Origin of the sequence: Pseudactinotalea sp. (assembly GCF_048594945.1) — a bacterium.
In the GTDB taxonomy this organism is placed as follows: Bacteria; Actinomycetota; Actinomycetes; order Actinomycetales; family Beutenbergiaceae; genus Pseudactinotalea.
The window spans coordinates 1-20,510 of sequence record NZ_JBMDXJ010000489.1 but is presented as its reverse complement, the minus strand read 5'-3'; the positions used below and the strand labels follow the sequence as shown (position 1 = coordinate 20,510).

The 20,510-nt window shown below is 70.9% G+C and carries 20 protein-coding genes; 5 read left to right on the top strand and 15 right to left on the bottom strand.

The annotated features are described in order from the left end of the window. From ACOJSN_RS22095 to argC, 4 genes are all read right to left on the bottom strand, one after another. On the bottom strand, positions 1-856 hold an 856-nt coding region (locus ACOJSN_RS22095; protein ID WP_420114642.1), incomplete at its 3' end, for an aspartate aminotransferase family protein. Then, the gene (gene argB, locus ACOJSN_RS22090; RefSeq protein ID WP_420114641.1) at positions 853-1,794 is read right to left on the bottom strand and encodes an acetylglutamate kinase; all 942 of its coding nucleotides are present in this window, start codon (positions 1,792-1,794) and stop codon (positions 853-855) included. The genes argB and ACOJSN_RS22095, both read right to left, overlap by 4 nt. Then, positions 1,791-2,954 (bottom strand): bifunctional glutamate N-acetyltransferase/amino-acid acetyltransferase ArgJ, encoded by a 1,164-nt coding sequence (gene argJ / locus ACOJSN_RS22085; protein WP_420114640.1) that lies wholly within the window; start codon positions 2,952-2,954, stop codon positions 1,791-1,793. The genes argB and argJ overlap by 4 nt, the downstream gene beginning before the upstream one ends. A gap of 13 nt (positions 2,955-2,967) precedes the next feature. Next, complete coding sequence (gene argC / locus ACOJSN_RS22080; RefSeq protein ID WP_420114639.1) at positions 2,968-4,056, bottom strand: N-acetyl-gamma-glutamyl-phosphate reductase; 1,089 nt, start codon at positions 4,054-4,056, stop codon at positions 2,968-2,970. A gap of 324 nt (positions 4,057-4,380) precedes the next feature. Between argC and ACOJSN_RS22075 the strand changes: the two genes are divergently transcribed. Next, positions 4,381-4,848, top strand: coding sequence for an Hsp20/alpha crystallin family protein (locus tag ACOJSN_RS22075; protein WP_420114638.1), 468 nt, complete (start codon positions 4,381-4,383; stop codon positions 4,846-4,848). 93 nt (positions 4,849-4,941) lie between these two features. Next, a complete protein-coding gene (gene def / locus ACOJSN_RS22070) occupies positions 4,942-5,610 on the top strand; it encodes a peptide deformylase (RefSeq protein ID WP_420114637.1) in 669 nt (222 codons plus the stop codon). A 37-nt stretch (positions 5,611-5,647) separates the two neighbouring features. Here def and ACOJSN_RS22065 read toward each other — a convergent pair whose 3' ends face one another. Both ACOJSN_RS22065 and ACOJSN_RS22060 read right to left on the bottom strand, forming a co-directional pair. Continuing rightward, positions 5,648-6,085: a hypothetical protein gene (locus ACOJSN_RS22065; RefSeq protein WP_420114636.1), complete on the bottom strand. Its 438-nt coding sequence runs from the start codon at positions 6,083-6,085 to the stop codon at positions 5,648-5,650. Positions 6,086-6,095: 10 nt separating this feature from the next. After that, positions 6,096-7,619 (bottom strand): gluconokinase, encoded by a 1,524-nt coding sequence (locus ACOJSN_RS22060; protein ID WP_420114635.1) that lies wholly within the window; start codon positions 7,617-7,619, stop codon positions 6,096-6,098. A 36-nt stretch (positions 7,620-7,655) separates the two neighbouring features. Here ACOJSN_RS22060 and ACOJSN_RS22055 point away from each other — a divergent pair, with 36 nt between their 5' ends. Then, positions 7,656-8,642, top strand: a complete 987-nt coding sequence (locus ACOJSN_RS22055) for a quinone oxidoreductase family protein (RefSeq protein ID WP_420114634.1) — start codon at positions 7,656-7,658, stop codon at positions 8,640-8,642. On the opposite strand, the gene ACOJSN_RS22050 is transcribed toward ACOJSN_RS22055, so the two are convergent. The 9 genes from ACOJSN_RS22050 to ACOJSN_RS22010 form a co-directional block, all read right to left on the bottom strand. Then, on the bottom strand, positions 8,609-9,139 hold the full coding sequence (locus ACOJSN_RS22050) for a flavodoxin domain-containing protein (RefSeq protein WP_420114633.1): 531 nt from the start codon (positions 9,137-9,139) through the stop codon (positions 8,609-8,611). The genes ACOJSN_RS22055 and ACOJSN_RS22050 overlap by 34 nt on opposite strands. 78 nt (positions 9,140-9,217) lie before the next feature. Next, the gene (locus ACOJSN_RS22045; protein WP_420114632.1) at positions 9,218-10,012 is read right to left on the bottom strand and encodes a maleylpyruvate isomerase family mycothiol-dependent enzyme; all 795 of its coding nucleotides are present in this window, start codon (positions 10,010-10,012) and stop codon (positions 9,218-9,220) included. A 33-nt stretch (positions 10,013-10,045) separates the two neighbouring features. Next, entirely contained in the window at positions 10,046-10,693 is a 648-nt protein-coding gene (locus ACOJSN_RS22040; protein WP_420114643.1) for a response regulator transcription factor, read from the bottom strand. A 20-nt stretch (positions 10,694-10,713) separates the two neighbouring features. After that, positions 10,714-12,000, bottom strand: a complete 1,287-nt coding sequence (locus tag ACOJSN_RS22035; RefSeq protein ID WP_420114631.1) for a sensor histidine kinase — start codon at positions 11,998-12,000, stop codon at positions 10,714-10,716. Further along, complete coding sequence (locus tag ACOJSN_RS22030; protein ID WP_420114630.1) at positions 11,997-13,388, bottom strand: acyltransferase family protein; 1,392 nt, start codon at positions 13,386-13,388, stop codon at positions 11,997-11,999. Before ACOJSN_RS22030 ends, ACOJSN_RS22035 begins: the two co-directional genes overlap by 4 nt. 171 nt (positions 13,389-13,559) lie before the next feature. Beyond that, on the bottom strand, positions 13,560-16,169 hold the full coding sequence (gene pheT, locus ACOJSN_RS22025) for a phenylalanine--tRNA ligase subunit beta (RefSeq protein WP_420114629.1): 2,610 nt from the start codon (positions 16,167-16,169) through the stop codon (positions 13,560-13,562). After that, on the bottom strand, positions 16,169-17,245 hold the full coding sequence (gene pheS, locus ACOJSN_RS22020; protein WP_420114628.1) for a phenylalanine--tRNA ligase subunit alpha: 1,077 nt from the start codon (positions 17,243-17,245) through the stop codon (positions 16,169-16,171). Before pheS ends, pheT begins: the two co-directional genes overlap by 1 nt. A 216-nt stretch (positions 17,246-17,461) precedes the next feature. Continuing rightward, positions 17,462-18,217, bottom strand: a complete 756-nt coding sequence (locus tag ACOJSN_RS22015) for a hypothetical protein (RefSeq protein WP_420114627.1) — start codon at positions 18,215-18,217, stop codon at positions 17,462-17,464. Beyond that, positions 18,214-18,369 (bottom strand): CopG family transcriptional regulator, encoded by a 156-nt coding sequence (locus ACOJSN_RS22010; protein WP_420114626.1) that lies wholly within the window; start codon positions 18,367-18,369, stop codon positions 18,214-18,216. Before ACOJSN_RS22010 ends, ACOJSN_RS22015 begins: the two co-directional genes overlap by 4 nt. Positions 18,370-18,471: 102 nt before the next feature. On the opposite strand from ACOJSN_RS22010, the gene ACOJSN_RS22005 reads away from it, so the two are divergent. Both ACOJSN_RS22005 and ACOJSN_RS22000 read left to right on the top strand, forming a co-directional pair. After that, positions 18,472-19,182 (top strand): DedA family protein, encoded by a 711-nt coding sequence (locus tag ACOJSN_RS22005; RefSeq protein WP_420114625.1) that lies wholly within the window; start codon positions 18,472-18,474, stop codon positions 19,180-19,182. Between the two features lie 70 nt (positions 19,183-19,252). Continuing rightward, positions 19,253-20,341 carry a PLP-dependent aminotransferase family protein gene (locus ACOJSN_RS22000; RefSeq protein ID WP_420114624.1) on the top strand — a complete coding sequence of 363 codons (1,089 nt, stop codon included), beginning with the start codon at positions 19,253-19,255 and terminating at the stop codon, positions 20,339-20,341. Positions 20,342-20,510 lie beyond the last annotated feature (169 nt).

Sequence of the window (20,510 nt, the reverse complement as noted above, 5' to 3'; positions counted from 1 at the left end):
CGATCGCGATCAGCGCGCCGATCGGGAAGCCGCCGCCCAGACCCTTGGCCACGGCCACGGCGTCGGGCACCACACCGCCGCCGATCTCCTGGTCGTGGTGGGCCATCCAGGTCCCGGTGCGCCCCATGCCGGACTGGACCTCGTCGAGGATCAGCAGCGCGTCGTGCTGACGGGTCAACTCGCGGGCGCGCACGAGGTAGCCGGGCGGCAGCGGTCGCACCCCGGCCTCCCCCTGCACCGGCTCGAGGAACAGGGCGGCGATCCCGCCGGCCTCGAACGCCGCCTCCAGGGCCGCGACGTCACCGAAGGGCAGGTGGGTCACCTCGACCGGCATCTGACCGAACGGCTCCTTGTACGCGGCCTTCGCGGTCAGCGAGAGGGCGCCGAGCGAGCGTCCGTGGAACGCGCCCTCGAGGGCGAGCACCTGACGCCGCTGCGGCCCGCCGTGCTTGAGTGCGAGCTTGAGCCCCGCCTCGAGCGCCTCGGTCCCCGAGTTCGTGAAGAACACGCGGCTGTCGCGGCGCAGGCCAGGGCTGTCCGGCACCGTGAGCTCCAGCAGCCGTTCGGCGAGCGCGATCTGTGTCGGTGAGGCGAAGAAGTTCGAGATGTGGCCCAATGTGTTGAGCTGCGCCCCGATGGCACCGGTGAGGGTGGGGTGCGCGTGTCCGAGCGTGTTGACCGCGATGCCACCGAGCAGGTCGAGGTAGCGGGTGCCGTCGGCGTCCCACACGTAGCAGCCCTCGCCACGCACCAGCACACGCTGGGGCGGGCCGAAGGTGTTCATCACGGCGCCGACGTAGCGCTCCTGGAACGCCACCTCCGAGCCCGCAGCCGCACTCGCGAGGATCTCCGTCATGACTCGCGCCCCTCGGGTGTTTCCGGGCTGACCATGGTGCCGACCCCGTCGCTGGTGAAGATCTCCAGCAGCAGCGAGTGTGCCCTGCGGCCGTCGACGACGTGCGCACGGGGCACCCCGCCGCGGACAGCCCGCAGGCATGCCTCCATCTTCGGGACCATGCCGGCCTCGAGGCTCGGCAGCAGCCGCTCGAGATCGGCGGCGACGATCCGCCGCACCAGTGACGACGTGTCGGGCCAGTCGAGATACAGACCCTCGACGTCGGTGAGCACCACGAGCTTCTGGGCGCGCAGTGCCACCGCGATCGCCGCGGCAGCGGTGTCGGCGTTGACGTTGAGCACGTCGCCGGGACTGTCGACGTCGGGGGCGATCGTCGAGACCACGGGGATGCGACCGGCGTCGAGGATGCCCTGCAGCACGTGAGCGTTGACCCGCACCACGTCGCCGACGAGTCCGACGTCGACCTCCTCGCCGTCGACCACCGCCGTCCGCCGGCGAGCGCCGAGCAGACCGGCATCCTCGCCGGACATCCCGACCGCGAGCGCCTCGTTGGCGTTGAGCAGGTTGACGAGCTTGCGCTGCACCTGGCCGGTCAGCACCATTCGGACCACGTCCATCGCCTCGGGCGTGGTGACCCGCAGACCGCCGCGGAACTCGCTGCTGATATCGAGCCGGTCGAGCATCGCGCTGATCTGCGGGCCACCGCCGTGCACCACCACGGGCTTGAGCCCGACGTACCGGAAGAACCGCACGTCCTCGGCGAACGCCTGCTCCAGCTCGGCATCGATCATCGCGTTGCCGCCGAACTTGATGACGATGATCGCGCCCGCGAACTGCTCAAGCCACGGCAGCGCCTGAATCAGCACCTCGGCCTTCTGGTGCGGGAACAGGTCGGTCTCGGTGTTGAAGGAGAAGTCGTCTGAGGTGGTGTCGCTCATGTGGAGTAGGCGCTGTTCTCGTGGACGTAGTCGTGCGTCAGGTCGTTGGTCCACACGGTGGCGGTGTGGTCGCCGGCATGCAGATCGATGAGGATGCGGACCTCGCGGTCACGTGCCAGATCGACGCTCTCACGCGGCTCGTGGGCTCCCCCTGCCCGACACACCATCACGCCGTTGATCGACACATCGATGGACTCGGCGTCGAACGCCGCGACCTCGACCGGGACCGTGCCGACCTGCGCGAGGATGCGCCCCCAGTTCGGGTCGTTGCCGAAGATCGCGGTCTTCACGAGCGCGGACCGGGTGACGGCGCGGGCAACGGCGACCGCGGCGTCCTCGCTGTCGGCCCCGACCACCTCGACCGCGATGTCATGGGACGCCCCTTCGGCGTCGGCGATCAGCGCCCGCGCGAGCTCGGCACAGGCGGCCGTGACCGCATCGGTGAGCTCCTGCGGGCTGGGGGTGACGCCACTGGCGCCGGACGCGAGCAGCACCACGGTGTCGGAGGTCGACATCGCGCCGTCGGAGTCGATCCGGTCGAAGGTGAGCCGGGTCGCGTGACGGAGCGCGGCGTCGGCCGTGGCGGCATCCACGCTGGCGTCCGTGGTGAGGACCACGAGCATCGTGGCGAGTGCCGGAGCGAGCATGCCGGCACCTTTGGCGATGCCGCCGACCGACCAGCCCTCGCGCGAGGTGTGCGCCTGCTTGGGGACCGTGTCGGTGGTCATGATCGCCTCGGCGGCGGCTGCACCGCCCTCGCTGCTTAGCGCAGCCGTGAGCGGCTCGATGCCGGCCAGCAGCACCTCGATGGGCAGCCGCTCACCGATCAGGCCGGTCGAGGCCACGAGCACGTCGGCTGCGGACACCTGGAGCGCCTGCGCCACGGCCTCCGCGGTGCGATGGGTGTCGAGAAACCCCTCCGGCCCGGTACACACGTTGGCGCCGCCGGAGTTGAGCACGATCGCGTGCGCGACGCCGTCACCGATGACCTGGCGCGACCAGGTGACCGGGTGCCCGACCACCCGGTTGGAGGTGAACACCGCAGCGGCGGTGCGCTCGGGCCCGTCGTTGACGACGAGCGCGAGGTCGGGCTTGCCGGAGGCCTTGAGGCCGGCGGTCACGCCGGCAGCCCGGAAGCCCTGTGGGGAGGTCACGGTCACGGGTGGAGTCCTCTCAGGGTGCGACGGCCGTCGTCGGCAGTCCCACGGTCTCGGGCAGTCCCAGTGCGAGGTTCATCGACTGGATCGCGCCCCCGGCGGTGCCTTTGACGAGGTTGTCGATGGCGCACACGGTCACGACTCGGCCGGCCTTCTCGTCGACCGCGACCTGCACGAGCGCCGTGTTGGCGCCGGTGGTGGCACCGCTGGTGGGCCACTGCCCCTCGGGCAGCAGGTGCACGAACGGCTCGTCGGCGTAGTACGCCTCCCAGGCGGCCCGAACGGAGGGCGCCGAGACATCGGCGGCGAGCGGCGCCGTCGTCGTCGCGAGAATCCCCCGGGAGATGGGGACCAGGACCGGCGTGAAGGAGATCCGCACGTCGGAGGCACCGGCGGTACCGAGGTTCTGCGCGATCTCGGGGATGTGCCGATGACTGCCGCCCACGGCGTACGGGACCGCGTTGCCGGCGGCCTCCGAGGCGAGCAGGTGGGTCTTGGTCGCCTTGCCGGCGCCCGAGTACCCGACGGCGAGGACCGCGACCAGGTCCGTGGGGTCCACGAGCCCGGCCGCGACGCCGGGCTGCATGCCGAGCGTCACGGCGGTGACGTTGCAGCCGGGCACGGCGATCCGTGTGGCGCCGGCGAGCGTCTCGCGCTGGCGGGTCCGGGTGGAGTCGGCCTCGTCCCCTGTGCCTCCGACGATCAGCTCGGGCAGGCCGTAGGTCCAGGTGCCGGCGTGCTCGGAGCCGTAGTACTCACGCCAGGCGGCGGGGTCGACCAACCTGTGGTCGGCTCCGCAGTCGAGGATGAGCGGGCTGGAGCCCAGCGCCTCCAGGTCGGCCGCGATGGCGCCAGAAGCGCCATGGGGCAGCGCGAGGATGACGACGTCGTGCCCGGCGAGCGCCGACGCCTCGGTCTTCGCGAAGGTCCGGCCAGCAAGAGCGGGGTGCGCGGCAAGGTGCGGATGCGCCGACGCCACGGGCTCGCCCGCGTTGGTGAACGCGGTGAGCGCACCGATCTCAACCTCGGGGTGGTCCAACAGGAGCCGGAGAGCTTCGCCGCCGGCATAGCCGGACGCGCCGGCGATCGCAACACTTACAGTCACCTGCATAACTATACAGAATCAGGAAGCACGACTCTTCCGATGTCGTAGACCAGGCGAGCCTCAGCCCGCCTGAGCACGGGGTGGATCGAGAGGTGGTCGAGTACGAGGACCCGCGAGCGCCTCGCCCAGGGTGCTGCCGCGGCGAGATCCGCGGCTGTCGCACCACGCCTCCGGGACCTGACACGTCACCGCCAGACTCTTAGCACTCTCCGGTCGAGAGTGCTAATATCGAGGTTGCCTCCAGGGGCCTGATGCCCCCGGGGCACGATGCCATGACCGGACGCCGCACAGGGCGGACGTCCTGGACCGAAGGAGGTGGTGGTTGTGGCACTGACCTTTGACCCCTTTCGTGAGATCGACCGAGTAACGGCACGACTCCTCACCGGCGACGGCACATCCCGCGCCGCACGATGGATGCCGATGGACCTGTTCAAGGTCGAGGATCGGTACGTCGTCAACGTGGACCTGCCCGGCGTCGATCCCGGCTCGATCGACCTCGACATCGACGGCAACACCCTGACGATCAGCGCCGAGCGGACGATCGGAACGACCGAGGGAGCACGGTGGCTGGCGCAGGAGCGCCCGGCCGGCCGGTACACGCGCCAGCTCAGCCTCGGCACCGATCTCGACCTCGACAGCATCCAGGCCTCCTACGAGAACGGTGTGCTGTCGCTGACCATCCCCATCGCCGAGCGTGCGAAGCCTCGCAAGATCGCGGTCGAGCACACGGTGCAGCGGCAGGCGATCGCGCCCGAGGAGTCCGCCCAGCCGACAGCCGGTGGCGCGGGCTGACCCCGTGCGATCGACGGTCTCCCCGGGGCGTCCGTGGTCCACGGACGCCCCGGGTGGCGTCGAGTGCCGGCATGGCCTGGAAAGATGTCGCGCATGCGAACGTTCGTCCAGGGAATCGAGGTCTCCGACTACCCCGAGGTACCGCCGGAGACCGAGCGCGGCAAGGCGCTCCGGGTGACCGAAGTCGGTGAGGACGTGCTGCACCGCCGCAACGCCGACGTCACTGCGGAGATGTTCGGGAGCGAGGAACTGCGCACGCTCGTGGACGACATGTTCGCGACCATGATGCTCGCCGAGGGCGTGGGGCTCGCGGCCAACCAGGTGGGCGTCGACCTGCGGCTGTTCGTGTACGACCTGCCCGACTCCGACAACGACAGCCGACACGTGGGCCACATCTGCAACCCGGTGATCGAGGTCGACCCCGACGGCGGCACGAACGAGCACGAGGAAGGTTGCCTGTCGGTGCCCGGGCCGGGCTCGGAGCTGTTCCGCCCCTCGCGTGTGGCGGTGACCGGCTCCGACCTCGAGGGCACGCCGCTGCGGCTGGAGGGGACGGGCTACTTCGCGCGCTGCCTGCAGCATGAGACCGACCACACCAACGGTCGCCTCTACATCGACCTGCTCGCCAAGCGCGAGCGCAAGCGCGTGCTCGCCGACATGCTCGAGCTGCGCGACAAGGTCATCAAGCGCCGCACCAAGCTCACGAAGGAGATGGGCTTGGAGCCGGTGGCCTACCCGGACGAGCCCCCGAGCGGACGCTGACCGCCCCGGACACCCCGAGGGCGCCGTCGTGCGCTGATCAGCGATAGCGCACGGCGAGGCACCCGTTGGGGACCGGTGCTGTCGTCGCGCCCGAGGGCACGGCATCCTCGTCGTTCTCGGCCACGAGCCCCACGGTGTGCCGTTGGTCGCTGACCCGGAGACCGGCGCCCCCACCGCCGCTGCATCCGGCCATCGGCGACTCGGCGACGATGAGCAGGCAGATGCCGCCCTCGTCCGAGGCTCCCAAGTAGAACGACACAGCCTCGTCGCCGAGGTCGGCGAGCAGGCGGGTCGTCGACTCGTCGACATTGCTGACGATCTCGAGCTGGTCGGCGGCGAGCACATCCTGCTCCGTCTGCGGCTCGTCGAGCAGCCCTTGTGGCTCGCAGGCCGGCGAGCCGTCCGAGCAGCCGGTCACCGCCATCACGAGCAGCGACAACGACGCCACGACCGAGCCACCTCGTCGGAACCCCATGCTCGCGACTCTACCGACGCAGCGAGAGGTCCAGGCGGCGCAACGCGGTGAAGGTCGGAGCGAGGGCGTCGTCGAGGCCGGCGAACACCGGGCGCAGCCGGGCGTAGACGCCGGCGTTGTCCGGGATCGGCTCGACCGTGCGGGCGATCGGCGTCGCGGCGGCGGGCGCGTCGAGGTCGCCCACGAGCCCCAGCGCGAGCATGCCGAGGATCGCGGCGCCGTAGCTGGAGCCCTGCTGGCCGTCAGGAAGATCGATCGGGAGGTCGAGGGCGTCGGCGAGCAGCTGCTGCCACAGCTCACTGCGCATCACTCCCCCGGTCGCCCGCACCTCGCTCACATCGAGCCCGGCGGCGCGCATCGACTCCAGCACCAGCGCCAGCTGCAGCACCACTCCCTCGAGCGCGGCGCGTAGCAGGTGCTCGCGACGATGGTCGCGGGTCAGGCCTACGTAGCTGGCGCGAGCGAGCGAGGTCCACCGAGGTGCGCGCTCGCTGAGCAGCGACGGCACCATCAGCAGCCCGCCGCTTCCCGCCGGCACCTGTGCGGCCTGCGCGAGCAACTCGATCTCGGCACCCTCCCCGAGGTCCGGGGCCAGCGACTCCAGCGCCCAGCGCATGACGATGCCACCGTTGTTGATCGCCCCACCGACCACCCACAGACCCGGCGCCAACGCGTAGCAGAACACCCGCCCCTGCGGGTCGACGGCCGGGCGGTCCACGACCACGCGCAGAGCACCGGACGTGCCGAGCGAGCACGCAGCCATGCCGGGCCGGACCGCCCCGACGCCGAGATTCGCGAGCGGGCCATCGCCGGCACCGACGACCACCGGCGTCCCTGACGGGAGCCCGACCGCGGCGGCCGGCTGCTCCGCCAGCCCCACCACGTGCGTGGTGGGCACAAGCACCGGCAGCTGCCCCGCATCGACCGCGGCGACCCGCAGCGCCTCGGCATCCCAGTCGAGGGCCTCAAGGTTCATCAACCCGCTGCAGGAGCCGATCGAGTGATCCATCACCCACGCATCGCACAGCTGCAGCAGCAGGTACTCCTTGATGCCGCACCAGCGAGCAGCACGCCGGCACAGCTCGGGCTCGTTCTCCGCGAACCAGGCCAGGCGTGGCAGCGGCGACATCGGGTGCACCGGTGTGCCGGTCCGGCGGTGCAGACCAAGACCCGCCGGGTCGGCGCGGAGCCGCTCGGCCTGCGTCTGGGATCGGGTATCGGCCCACGAGGTGACGGCCGTGAGCGGGCGACCTGCGCCGTCGAGCGCCATCAGCGTGTGCATGGCCGAGCTGAACGCCAGCCCGGCCACGCGACCGGCACCGACCCGCGCGACGACCTCACCGAGCGCACTGAGGACCGCCGCGAGGATCTCCTGCGGGTCCTGCTCGGCATGGCCGGGCTGAGGGGCATGCAGCGCGTAGCCGCGCTCGGCCTCGGCCAGCACGGCGCCGTCGGTCGCGAAGGCGACCACCTTGGTGGCTGTGGTGCCGACGTCGACGGCGACGACCAGGTCCTGGGATGTCACAGCGGGCACGTGCCGACCGTAGCGGAGCCGGATACGTTTGGCGGCATGCGCGCGATCGAGGTGGCAGCCGCCGGAGGGCCGGAGGTCCTGGAGCTCGTGGAGGTGCCCGATCCGGAGCCGGGTCCCGGTCAGGTGCTGGTCCGCCCGGCGGCGATCGGACTGAACTTCATCGAGACCTATCAGCGCAGCGGCGTCTACCCGGTGCAGCACCCGTTCCGCCCCGGTGGTGAGGGCGCAGGCGAGGTGATGCAGCTCGGCGAGGGCGTGACCGCGCTGCAGGTCGGGGACGAGGTCGCGTGGACCTCGTCGGTGACCGGCTCGTACGCCGATCTCGCGCTGCTCGATGCCACCCAGGCACTGACCATTCCTGAGGGGCTGGATGTCCGCACCGCTGCGGCGTTGCCGCTGCAGGGGCTGACCGTGAGCATGCTGGTCGACGGCGCGTTCCACATCGAGCGGGGCCAGGACGTGCTGCTGACCGCTGGCGCCGGCGGTGTCGGACTGCTGCTGACCCAGGTGGCGGCGCACCTCGGCGCGCGCGTCATCACCACGGTGTCCACCGCCGAGAAGGAGTCGCTCTCCCGGGCCGCCGGTGCCTCCGACGTGATCCGCTATGACACCTTCGGGGACATCACCACCGAGCTTCCCGCCGCGGTGCGTGAGCTCACGGGCGGCGCAGGCGTGCATGTGGTCTACGACGGCGTGGGGAGGGCCACCTTCGACGGCAGCCTTGGTTCGTTGCGCCCACGCGGCACCCTGGTGCTGTTCGGCGGCGCGAGCGGTCCGGTACCGCCGTTCGACCCGCAGCGGCTCAACCGAGCCGGCTCGCTGTTCCTCACCCGGCCGACGATGATGCACTACGTCGCCGACTCCGGCGAGCGCGCCGCCCGCTGGTCGCAGGTCTCGTCCTGGGTGACCGATGGTGTGGTCGACCTGCGCGTCGGGGCGACCTTCCCGCTGGCCGAGGCGGCGGCGGCGCACCGTGCCCTCCAGGGCCGTCAGACCACCGGCAAGGTGCTCCTGCTTCCCTGAGCACGCTCGGCGGCACTCACCTGGACCGCGACAAGCGCTGCCCACGCCTGGACGAGCTCAAGGTCACGCAGGTCCTTGCCGTGTGCACCGACAGCGCCGATGAGCGCTCGTTCGGCTGCACTCAGCGTGGCGGTCTCGACCACGCCTCCGAAGACCGGGTAGCGCCCCGCTCGGTAACCCATCTCCGCCGGTTGAGTGGTCGTCACGCGCAGCGGGTCCACGGTCACGTTCTTGAGTCCAACGCCGAACAGCCACACCAGCCCGCCGAACTCGTGCGCCAGCCGGCTCGCGAAGGCTGAGCCGGCGGAGAGCAGTCGGGCACCGTAGACCGCCGTGCCGAGCACGATCGCGCCGGCCTGCACGATGTCGGCGTCACCGACCTCCTCGACGTCGCGGCAGAGCAGCTGGTGCCCGTGCTGCTGCAACTGATCAGCGATCACCTCGCCGATCTGACGTGTGCTGCCGTGCTTGGACGCTGTGGTGACCAGAACTCGCATGAGGACAGCATCGGCGCGGTCATCGGCGCGAACCCGGGACCCTGGTCCTAGGAGCGAGCAGCCTCTGGTCCCGCCGAGCTACTGGATGCCTTGCTCGATGAGCCGAGCGATGGCGGCCCGTGCCTCGGTGGTGCCTTCCACGGTCACGGCATCCTCCTCCGGCCGGCGCCCCCACGCCCACCGGCTGAGCTGCTCGGCGGTGCCGGACACGGTCGCTGTGGCCGCGGCACTCTCGGGTGCGCGGGTCGCCCGCGCCATGTCGAAGGTGTTGCCGGACTCCGGGCCGGTACCGAACCAGTGCCCGATCTCGACCAACCACCGATTCGAGGCATCGGAGGCGACCAGCTCGACGACCGCGAGCTCCTCGTACTGCGCCCAGTTCGGCATCCAGCCCCACATCACGTCGACACAGTGGTCGACCGCACCGACAGCGACGTCATCGGCGATCGCGCTGACCGGCACACCGGCAGCGAGCTCGGCGTCGATGCGGTGCATCGTGGCCTCGTATGTCTGCATCCGACGCGTGAAGCCGACGGTCTGGTCCGGCTCCCACCAGGACCAGCGGCGCTCGTGGTCGTTCAGCTCGCCGAGCTGGACGAGGAGGTCAGCCGTAGCTTGCTCACGCAGCGGCAGGATCTCAGCGATCGCCCCGGGTGGCTCGACACCCTCCTGCTCGAGCGCACCGACCTCGTCGTCGGTCTGCGGGTTCTGGGCGAGCACGTCTGCCCAGAATCGATGCACACCGGTGAGGTGCCACAGCAGGGCCTTCGCGTCCCAGTCCGGGCACGTGGGGACTCGTGCCGACGGATCGGCCTGTGCCACCACCTCCGCCAGTCGTGCGGATTCGCTGCCGATCACCTGGATTCTGTCCATGGCGTCGACGCTACCCGCGACCACCGACGCGCGTCAGGTGCCCTGGTCGTTCAGCCAGGCGATGACGGCGAGGACCCGGCGGTGGTCGTCCTCCGACGGCGGGAGGTCGAGCTTGTCGAGGATCGACGAGATGTGCTTCTCGATCGACTTCGGCGTGACGAACAGGGCGCGCCCGATCGCGGCGTTGGTTCTGCCCTGCGCCATCAGCTCCAGCACGTCGCGCTCTCGGTCCGTGAGCCGCTGCAACGGCCGGGCGCGGTGACCCGAGAACAGCTGCGAGACGACCATCGGGTCCAGCACCGTTCCGCCGTCGATGAGGCGGCGCAATGCGTCGGCGAGGTCGTCCAGCTTCGCCACCCGGTCCTTGAGCAGGTAGCCGACCCCGGCACCGGTGGCGAGCAGGTCGGCGGCATAGGACTGCTCGACGTACTGCGAGAGCACCAGTACCGCGGTGGCGGGGTGCTCGGCACGGATCCTGACGGCCGCCCGCAGACCCTCGTCGGTGAAAGTGGGTGGCATCCGCACGTCGAGCACCGCGACATCGGGCTGATGCTCGAGCACGGCCGCGACCGCGGACTCACCGTCGTCGACAGCGGCGACGACCTCGCATCCTGCCTCGGTGAGAAGCCTGACCAGGCCCTCGCGCAGCAGCAGGGAGTCCTCGGCGAGCACGACACGCATCGAGACCTGAGCGTACGGCGTCACGGCGTCGACGCCGGTATCACGGCGTGCAGCGTGGTGCCCCCGCCCTCCGGGCTGATGACCTCCAGGGTGCCGTCCACGCCCTGCAGCCGGTCGACGAGCCCGACGAGCCCGTGGCCCTTGCCCAGGTGCGCACCACCTCGGCCGTCATCGCTCACGCGGACGCGGAGCGCACCCGAGGCCGTCTCGTCGACGTGCACCTGCACGAGGGAGGCGCCGCTGTGCTTGCCGGCGTTGGCAAGCGCCTCGGAGACCACGAAGTAGGCGGCTGTCTCGCGCGCCAGGGCCAGCCGCCGATCGGCAGGGATCGCGACGTCGGCCTGCACACGGATCGGGCTCTGCCCGGCCAACGATCCGATCGCGGCGGCAAGGCCACGGTCGGCCAGCACAGGCGGCGCGATCCCTCGTGAGAGCGTCCGCAGCTCCCCCAGTCCCGACTCGACCTGCTCGAGTGCCGACTGCAGGTGCTCGCGAGCCGCCTCCGCATCTCCTGCGTCGATCCGGCGCAGCGCGGTCTGAACATCCATCGTGGTACGGACCAGCCGCTGCTGAGGCCCGTCGTGCAGATCCCGCTCGATGCGCCGAAGCGCATGGGCCTCGGAGTCGACGACGGCGGCCCGGCTGGCGGTGAGGTCGTCGATCCTGCTGCGTAGCTTGGCCGGGCGGCTGGCAAGCAGCGCAAATCGCTCCAGGCCCACGTGCGCGGCGATCAGGCCACGCACCACCCAGGGCGCCGCCAGGAGCCCGAGCACCCCGACCACGAGGTGAATCGCCCAATCCGGCACCAGACCGTCGAGCCCGATCAACCAGGCCAAGCCCTCGCTGTCGTCGGGCAGGAACCTGCCCCAGATCCAGAAGAGCACGGACCCGGCCGAGGCCACCCACCAGCTGACAGCGATCGCGAACGTGGCGATCGCGAGCGGGAAGTCGAGCAATGCACGCAACCAGTCCATCCAGCTCTGGCCGTGCTGCAGCCGCCGGAACGAGCGGCGCACCCAGGTCGACTTGACCGCCGGGGTGGGGCGGCTGCCCTGCTCGAGGTGATAACCGAGACGTCGCAGCCGCCCGCGGGTGAACTCGCCGAGGCCGTTGAGAGCGCCCAACAGCCCCGCGATCACGGCCAGACCGATCACCAGCACCAGCAACGGGACACCCAGGGCAGGCACGAGCACGAACAGCACGAACCCTGCGATCGCCACGGGCAGCTGCGCGATCAGGAACCCGGTCTCCCGGGCGGAGCGCGCGTAGACACCGCGCCGTACACGCACCGCCTCGTCGTCGCTCACGCGACCACCTTGCCCGGTGCACGCATGCTTGCACCAGCCAGCCGGGGCTCGGGCACCCGGCTGCGGAGCGCGGGCACGTCCGCGTGCAGGCGTGCGCCCAGCAGGGCAGCCCCGCAGGCGATCGCTCCGGCTCCCACCCATGGACCCACCAGCTCACTCCATCGCGCGGGGTCGAACCCACCGACCATGAGCGCTGCCAGACCGCCGAGCGCGAGCGCGCCGGCACCGACCACCCTCCCGGTGCCGACACGGCCATGCCCCGGCCGCAGGCCCGCCTGACCGACCCCGGCCACGCACATCGCCAGCACCGCCCCGGCGGCGATGCACCACAGCGGCAGCTGCCACCCCCACGTCGCCGAGCCCACCTCAGGGGCGTCGACGCCGAGCGCCACGACCACGGCCGCGACCAGCACGATCGCCGGTGTGTGCCAGAGGTAGACCGTCATCGTGTGCGGCGCGCAGCGGTCGATCAGTGCCGCCACCCGCGGCCGCGCGACGAGTCGTTCCAGCGCCGGACGCAGCGCAAGCAGCAGGCCGATCTGCGCAGCAGCCAGCGCCAGCAAGGCCGCGGAAGGTGGATTCATGTTCGAGACGCTGGTCCCGGGCAGGCCGATCATCGCCGGCGGGTAGGGGCCGAACGCGACCGCAGCAGCGAGGACGGCCAGAGCCAGAGCAGCGACGCCGACGGCGCGTGCGCCGCTCAGCCACGCCAACCGCCCACGCGCGTAGTGGACCCCGACCAGATAGACGGCTGCCCACACGAGCACCGCGTTGAGATAGCCCGCGTACTGCCAGCCGGCGCCGAACCGGACCACGTCCACCCCGACCGCGGCCAGCGCCAGGGCACCGAGCTCGACGCCCCGCCACCGGTCGGCCATCCGCAGCAGCACCGGGGTCAGCATGGTCAGGACCACGAGCACAACGAGGAACCACAGCAGTGCCCCGATCAGTCGAGAGCCCACACTCACCACAGCCGGGTCGAGTCCCGTCGCGAGCAACGCATGCGGCAGCGGGAGCCACACCACCGCGAGCACGACCACGCCACCGAGCAGCCGGATCAGTCGCCGTGCCACCCAGGTGCTGCCGGGTGCCGCACGCCCGCGGAGACTCAGCACCGCTGCAGCACCGGAGGTGAAGAACACCAGCGGCATCACCTGCGTGACCCACGTTGCGGGCCACACGTTCTCGAGCACGTTCGCGCGCTCGAGAACGATCGCACCGCCGTCGACCGCGAGGATCGGCATCAGCCAGTGCTGGGCCACCACCAGCACCATCGCGGCGACGCGCACGAGGTCGAGCACCCGGTCGCGCGAGGGCGGCCCCGGCGCGGGCTCGACGGGTGCGGTGCGGATGCCCGAGACCGGGCGCTGCGGAGCGATCGTGACCATGTCTCAAGCGTTCCGGCCGAGCGCTCCGAGCCCCAGGGCGCCAGCCGGTCAACGCAGGGTGGGGCATTCCCCACTCGCCAACTGCGGATGACCCGACGTCCGAACGCGCGGTGGGTGCCGTTCTGATGGGTGAGAGCAGCAGCAGCCGCGCGTTCGGCGGTGGGGGGTGGGCTACCCGCGCAGGGTGGCGCCGAAGCGTTCCCCGGCTGCCTTCACGACCGCGTCGCGCACCGCGCCAGTGTCCTCGCCGGTGAGCGTGCGGTCGCCTCGGAGGCGTAGCGCGAAGGCGAGCGACTTGGTGCCCTCCGGCAGGTTGTCGCCGGTGTAGACGTCGAACAGGCGCACCTCCTCGGCCAGGTCTCCGACGGCCTCGGTGACCACGGCGAGCACGTCTCCTGCCGGTGCATCGGCGGACACCACGAGCGCGATGTCCTCCTTCGCGGGCGGGAACGTCGACAACCCCGAGACCTGGCGTGGCTCCTCGGGGGCGGCATCGAGCAGCACGTCGAGGTCGACCTCGAGAGCGACCGCGCGTGGCGGCAGCCCGAGGTCGGTGACGACCCGGGGTGCGAGCTCGCCCGCATGGCCGACCGTCACGCCATCGGCGGTACTGATGCGCGCGCAGCGGCCGGGGTGCCAGGGGGCGTGGTCGGGATCGTTGCTGACGCGGATCTCGGCACCCACGGCGCGGGCGATCTCGCGCACGAGAGCCACGGCATCGGCAGCGTCGTAGGGGCGCGCCTGCGTCCCTGGGCCTGCCGGCTGTGCCGCGCCCACGAGCACCGCAGCTACCCGCAGCGGCTGCGGCGGCACGGCTGCCCGGACCGCGTCGAGCGTCGACGGGTCGGGCAGGACCGCAGGCGGTGGCAAGGGGGACGCCGCGAGGACGCCGCCGGGCCGCGTCACGAGCCCGATCTCGTAGAGCGCGACATCGGTGACCCCGCGGCCCACGTTGCGCACCGCAGCGTCCAGCAGCGTGTGCAGCAGCGAGGTCCGCAAGAATGGGGCGTCCTGCGCCAGCGGGTTCTGCAGCCGCACGGCCAGCCGACGCGGATCGTCCTCGGACAGCCCGAGCTGATCGTGACGTCCCTCGCCGATGAACGGGTAGGTGAGAACCTGCACCAGCCCGGCGTCGGCCAGCAGGTTCGCCACCCTGCGGCGACGATGCTGCCGCACCGTCAGTCCGCGCCCGGCCGGTGCCGACGGCAGCACCGAGGGCACCGCGTCGTAGCCGCGCAGGCGCACGACCTCCTCGACCAGGTCTGCGGGCTCGGTGAGGTCGGGCCGCCAGCTCGGCGGCGTCACCAGCACCCGTGCGGTGCTGGCGGCGTGCCTGCCGCTACTCTCCGCGCTCTCCTCCGCCAACTCCTCGACGCGGGCACCGAGGCTCTGCAGAGTCTCGATGACCTCCTCGTTGCTGTAGCGGACGCCCACGAGCCGAGTGGCCTGCTGCGGGTCGAAACCGATCGCCGACGGTGCCACGGTGCGATCCACGTCGGTGACCGCGGCGTCGTCGGCCACACCGCCGCCGAGCTCGACCAACAGCTCGACCACGCGCTGCGCGGCGGCGGCTTGCAGTCGGTTGTCGACACCGCGCTCGAACCGCTTGGACGCCTCGCTCGACAGCTTGTGGCGCCGAGCCGTGCGAGCGATCGAGATCTCCTCGAAGTGAGCAGCCTCGATAAGGACGTCGGTCGTGGCGTCACCGACCTCGGTCTCGGCACCACCCATGACACCCGCGATCCCGATCGCACGGGAGCCGTGGCCCTCGGGCGAGACGCCCTCTGGAGAATCCGTGATCAGCAGGTCCTCAGGGTCGAGGGCGCGATCGATGTCGTCGAGCGTGGTGATCCGCTCCCCCGGGCGGGCGCGCCGCACCACGATCGGCGCATGCAGGGTGCCGAGGTCGTAGGCGTGCAACGGCTGCCCCAGATCGAGCATCACGTAGTTCGTGACGTCGACCGCGAGCGAGATCGGCCGCATCCCAGCCTGCCGTAGCCGCTTGCTCATCCACGCGGGTGAGGGCGCTGTGGCGTTGACGCCACGCACGACCCTGGCAACGAACCTGTCGGCACCCGGGTTGCCATGGATGGGGGCGTCGTCGGCAATCTCGACGGCGAAGCCCGCCTCGGTCGGTGCCGGCACCCTGGCTGCCAGTTCCAGGGCGCGGTCGGTGAACGCCGCACCCGTGGAGTGCCCGTACTCGCGGGCCACGCCGCGCATCGAGAAGCAGTAGCCGCGGTCCGGGGTGACGTTGATCTCAAGGATCTCCTCGCCCAGGCCGAGCAGCGCGATCGCGTCGGCGCCCGGGGCAGGCGGGTCCTCGAGCACGATGATGCCGTCGTGGTCGTCGCCCAGCCCCAGCTCGCGCTGGCTGCAGATCATGCCGTCGCTGATGTGGCCGTAGGTCTTGCGCGAGGCAATCGCGAAGTCCTCCGGCAGCACGGCACCGGGCAGCGCGACGACCACCGAGTCGCCCACGGCGAAGTTGTGGGCGCCGCACACGATGCCTCGGCCCGCGCCGAGGCCATCCACATCCTCGACGTTGTGCTCGGACCCGACGTCGACGCGACACCAGTTGATCGTCTTGCCGTTCTTCTGCTCCTCGGGGCTGACGTCGAGCACCCGGCCCACCACGAGCGGGCCGGTCACGACCGAGGAGCGATCGATGCCCTCCTCCTCCAGGCCCACCCGGACAAGATCGGACGCCAAGCCCTCCGCCGTCGTTCCCTCGGGGACCTCGACGTGGTCACGCAACCATTCGATCGGGACGTACGGCATCAGAGCTGCCCTCCTGCCAGGCCGAGCGAGAACCGGGCATCGGCCTCGACCATGTCGTGCATGTCCTCGATGCCGTGCTGCAGCATCAGCGTGCGCTCGATGCCCATGCCGAACGCGAAGCCGGAGTAGACCTCCGGGTCGATGCCGCAAGCGCGCAGCACGTTGGGGTTGACCATGCCGCAGCCACCCCACTCGATCCAGCCGGGGCCACCCTTCTTCTGCGGGAACCACAGGTCCATCTCGGCGCTCGGCTCGGTGAAGGGGAAGTAGCTCGGGCGCAGCCGGGTCTTGGCCTCGGGTCCGAACCTCGCGCGGGCGAAGTGGTCCAGCGTGCCGGTCAGATGCGCCATCGTCAGACCCTTGTCGACCGCGAGCCCCTCGACCTGGTGGAACACCGGGGTGTGGGTGGCGTCGAGCTCGTCGGTGCGGAACACCTTGCCGGGGCAGGCGATGTACACCGGGACGCCGCGCTCCAGCAGCGTGCGCGCCTGCACCGGGGATGTGTGGGTGCGCAGGACCACATGGGCACTGTGGGCATCATCGTCAGACTCGGAGCTCTGCACGTAGAACGTGTCCTGCATCTGCCGGGCCGGGTGGTCGGGCTTGAAGTTGAGCGCGTCGAAGTTGAACCACTCGTGCTCGACCTCGGGCCCCTCGGCGATCTCCCACCCCATCGAGGTGAAGAAGTCGGCGACCTGGTCCATGAGCGCATCGAGCGGGTGTCGCGCGCCGGGCCGCGTGCGCTGCACGGGGACGGTGAGGTCGACCGCCTCGGTGCGCAGCACGGCGGCATCGCGCTGCTCCTCGAGCTCGGCCTGGCGAGCGGCGATCGCGGCGTTGAGGCGCCCTCGCGCCTGGCCCATCAGCTTGCCGGCCGCAGCCTTGTCGGCCGGGGCCAGCCCGCCGATGGCACGGTTGGCGAGCGCGAGCGGGCTGCGCTCACCCGTGTGGGCGATGCGCACCTGCTTGAGTGCGTCGAGATCGGCGGCACCACCGACGGCGGCGAGCGCCTCGGAGAGAACGTGAGCGACGCCGTCGGCGTCGAGGGGCGAGGGAACCGAGCTGGTGTCGGACATGCGGACCTTCCTGGGATCGAGCGGAGTCATGACGAGTGCCCGCTCGGGCCGACACGCGCGACGGCAGTGTCTGTGATCAGCGCACGCTGCGGCCCGGAGCGGGCCGGCTAAATCGCTTCGCGTGCATGAGGTCAGTCTGCCAGATCGGCACACCCCACCACCATCGTGTGCGTTCCGCACCGATCTCGGTCCGGAACGCACACGGTCATGGGTCGGTCAGCCGCGCCGGTACCCGTACAGGTCGGCCATCGCTCCGTTGACCCAGATCGTCTCGCCGTCAGGGCAGTCGACGAGAAGCGTGCGGTTGTAGGCCTCGTCCACGACGTGCGCGTCCTCCAGTCCGGCCGCCTGTACCCGCTCCAGCAGGGCGTCGACGTCGAGGTGCTCGAACGTGAGCCCGACCGCCACCTCGCCTGCCGCGCCACCCTCGGGTGGGTCCGACTCGAGGTTGTCGGCACGGTGAATCCCGACCAAGCCACCGCCGTCGGGCAGCTCGAGATCGATCCAGCCACCACCCTGGCTGCTGATCCGCTGACGCCACCCCCAGGCGGTGAACCAGGCGGCCGCCCCGGGCACGTCGCGGGTGACCAGCATCGCCATCACGGCGAGGTCAGCATCAAACTCGCCCTGCGCCGTCGACGGCGAGAGCTCACCCGCGGCGATCTCGCCGCCGAACGGGGTGGTGGCGAACAACAGCGGGAACCCGTGCTGCTCGACTCGGCGCGTGGCCATGCCCACCTCGCGCCAGCGCTGCTCGAGCGCGTCGAGATCGTCGGTCTCGACGGCGAGCGTGGTGGCGCCCGCGAGCGGGTCCCCCTCGGGCACATGGTGCAGCGCGAGCCGACCGCTCCCGGCCCCGAGCACGTGCCAGCCCTCGGTCTCCAGCAGTGGTGCCAGCCCCAGTGCGAGCGCCCAGTCGCGCATCGCGGGGACGTGGGACGTGTATCGGATCGGGCGGATGACGGTCCTCATCGGAGCTCCTCCTGGGGTTCGGTCTCGAGGTAGGCGGTCAGCACCTTCTCGACGAGCGCCGACAGGCTGACCCCCTCGTCGATCGCGCGGTGCTTGACACCGCGGACCAGCTCGGGCGGGAGATAGACGTTGAACTGCGCCTTGGCTGCCATGCCGTAATGCTAGCACGCTAGCCCTCCGGGAGGTATCCCCCGGTCGCGTGGGTAGCCAGCCGCGTGGAGCAGCGGCGCCGCCGCCACGTACCGTGTGGCCCCATGCGCATGTCCGCGATCTCGCTCACGCCCGCCATGGACGGCTCGATCCACCCCGACGCCGGGTATGAGGGCTTCATCGGATGGGTGCTCTCGCTCATGGAGACGCTCGGCGAGGTGGGCGTGGGGATCGCGCTGCTCGTGGAGACCTTCTTCCCGCCGATGCCCTCGGAGGCGGTGCTGCCCGGCGCCGGCTTCCTCGCCTACGACGGCCGGATGAGCTTCATCGGCGCGGTGATCGCGGCGACCCTCGGCGGGCTGGTGGGTGCGTGGGGCTGGTACGCGATCGGGGCCGCGCTCGGGCGGGACCGCACCCGACGGATCGTCGAGCGGTTCCCACTCATGGACGGCGAGGACTTCGACAAGGCCGAGCGGTTCTTCACCCGCTACGGCGCCCTCGCGGTGCTCGGCGGTCGATGTGTCCCGCTCGTGCGGTCGTTCATCTCGATCCCGGCTGGGATCGAGCGGATGCCGCTCGTACGGTTCAGCCTCTACACGTTCGTGGGGTCGCTGGTGTGGAACACCATCTGGATCGGCCTGGGGTTCGCGTTCGGGCCGATCATCAAGCCGACGCTCGAGCAGTGGTCGGGGATCATCTCGAACGCGGTGCTCGTGGTGATCGCGCTCCTCGCCATCTGGTTCGTGGTGGCCCGGCTTCGGCGCAACGCGCGACGGCGTCGCGAGAGCGAGGCGCAAGAGCGCAGAGACGCCTGAGCCCGCGCCGCCACGACCGCGTGGTGGACGCCACACCACGCGCAGCGGCGGCGTTCCCTAGGCTGGCCTCATGGCCGCTGAACCCGCACCGATCTCGTTCGCCCGAGGCGCCCCGTCGCTGGACATCATCGACGTCGAGGGCCTCAAGTCCGCCGCCGCCCGCGCCTTCACGGACGATCCGGCGGGCTCGTTCGCCTACGGCACGTCGGTGGGCTACCTGCCGCTGCGGTCCTGGATCGCCGAGCGGCACGGCGTCGCCGAGAACCAGGTGCTGGTGACCAACGGGTCGATGCAGGCCGACGCGTTCCTGTTCGAGACCCTGGTCTCGTCCGGTGACGCCGTGATCGTGGAGCGTCCCTCCTACGACCGCACGCTCGGCTCGCTGCGTGCGCTCGGGGCGGACCTGCACGCCGTCGAGGTCGAGCCCGATGGTGTCTCGGTCGACGGCGTTCGTGCGGTTCTGGACTCGGGCGTCACGCCATCGCTTGCTCACCTGATCCCGAACTTCCACAACCCGGCCGGTTACACGCTGAGCGCCGACAAGCGCACCCAGCTGGTCGCGCTCGCGCGCGAGCGGGGCTTCACGATCTTCGAGGATGACCCGTACGTGGAGCTGCGCTTCAGCGGTGAGCGGCTGCCCACGATGTTCGAGCAGTCCGAAGGCGAGGTCGTCTACGCGAGCTCGTTCTCCAAGACGGTCTGCCCGGGCATCCGGGTGGGCTACCTCGTGGGCTCGACCGAGCTGATCGGCAAGGTCGCGGCGCTCGCGACCAGCACCTACATCTCGCCGAGCATGGTGAGCCAGTCCATCGTGAACGCCTTCGTACGCGGCGGCTCGTACGAGGCTTCGATCGAGACTGTGAAGACCGCCCTGTCCGAGCGGGCGCGGGTGCTCTCCGAGGGCTTGCGCGCCGAGCTCCCCGAGGTGCAGTTCGTGGACCCCGAGGGTGGCTACTTCCTGTGGCTGACCTTCCCCGAGGGCACCGACGGCGACGCGCTCTTCGACGCCTGCGCCGCCCGCGGCCTCGCTGTCGTCAAGGGCAGCGACTTCCTCCTCGACGATGCCAGGCACCACCTGCGCCTGGCCTACTCCGGCGTGACCGTGCCGCAGATCGAGGACGGCGTGAAGCGCCTCGCCGAGGCCTACCGCTCGCTGTGACTTCTCTCCCGCATTGAACGTGGTTTCAATCGGCTTGACGGGCGTCAGAGGCCGATTTAAAACACGTTAAATGCGGGAGAGAAGTCACAGCGAGCGGTAGGCCTCGGCGAGGCGCTTCAAGCCGTCCGCGATCTGCGGCACGGTCACGCCCGAGTAGGCCAGGCGCAGG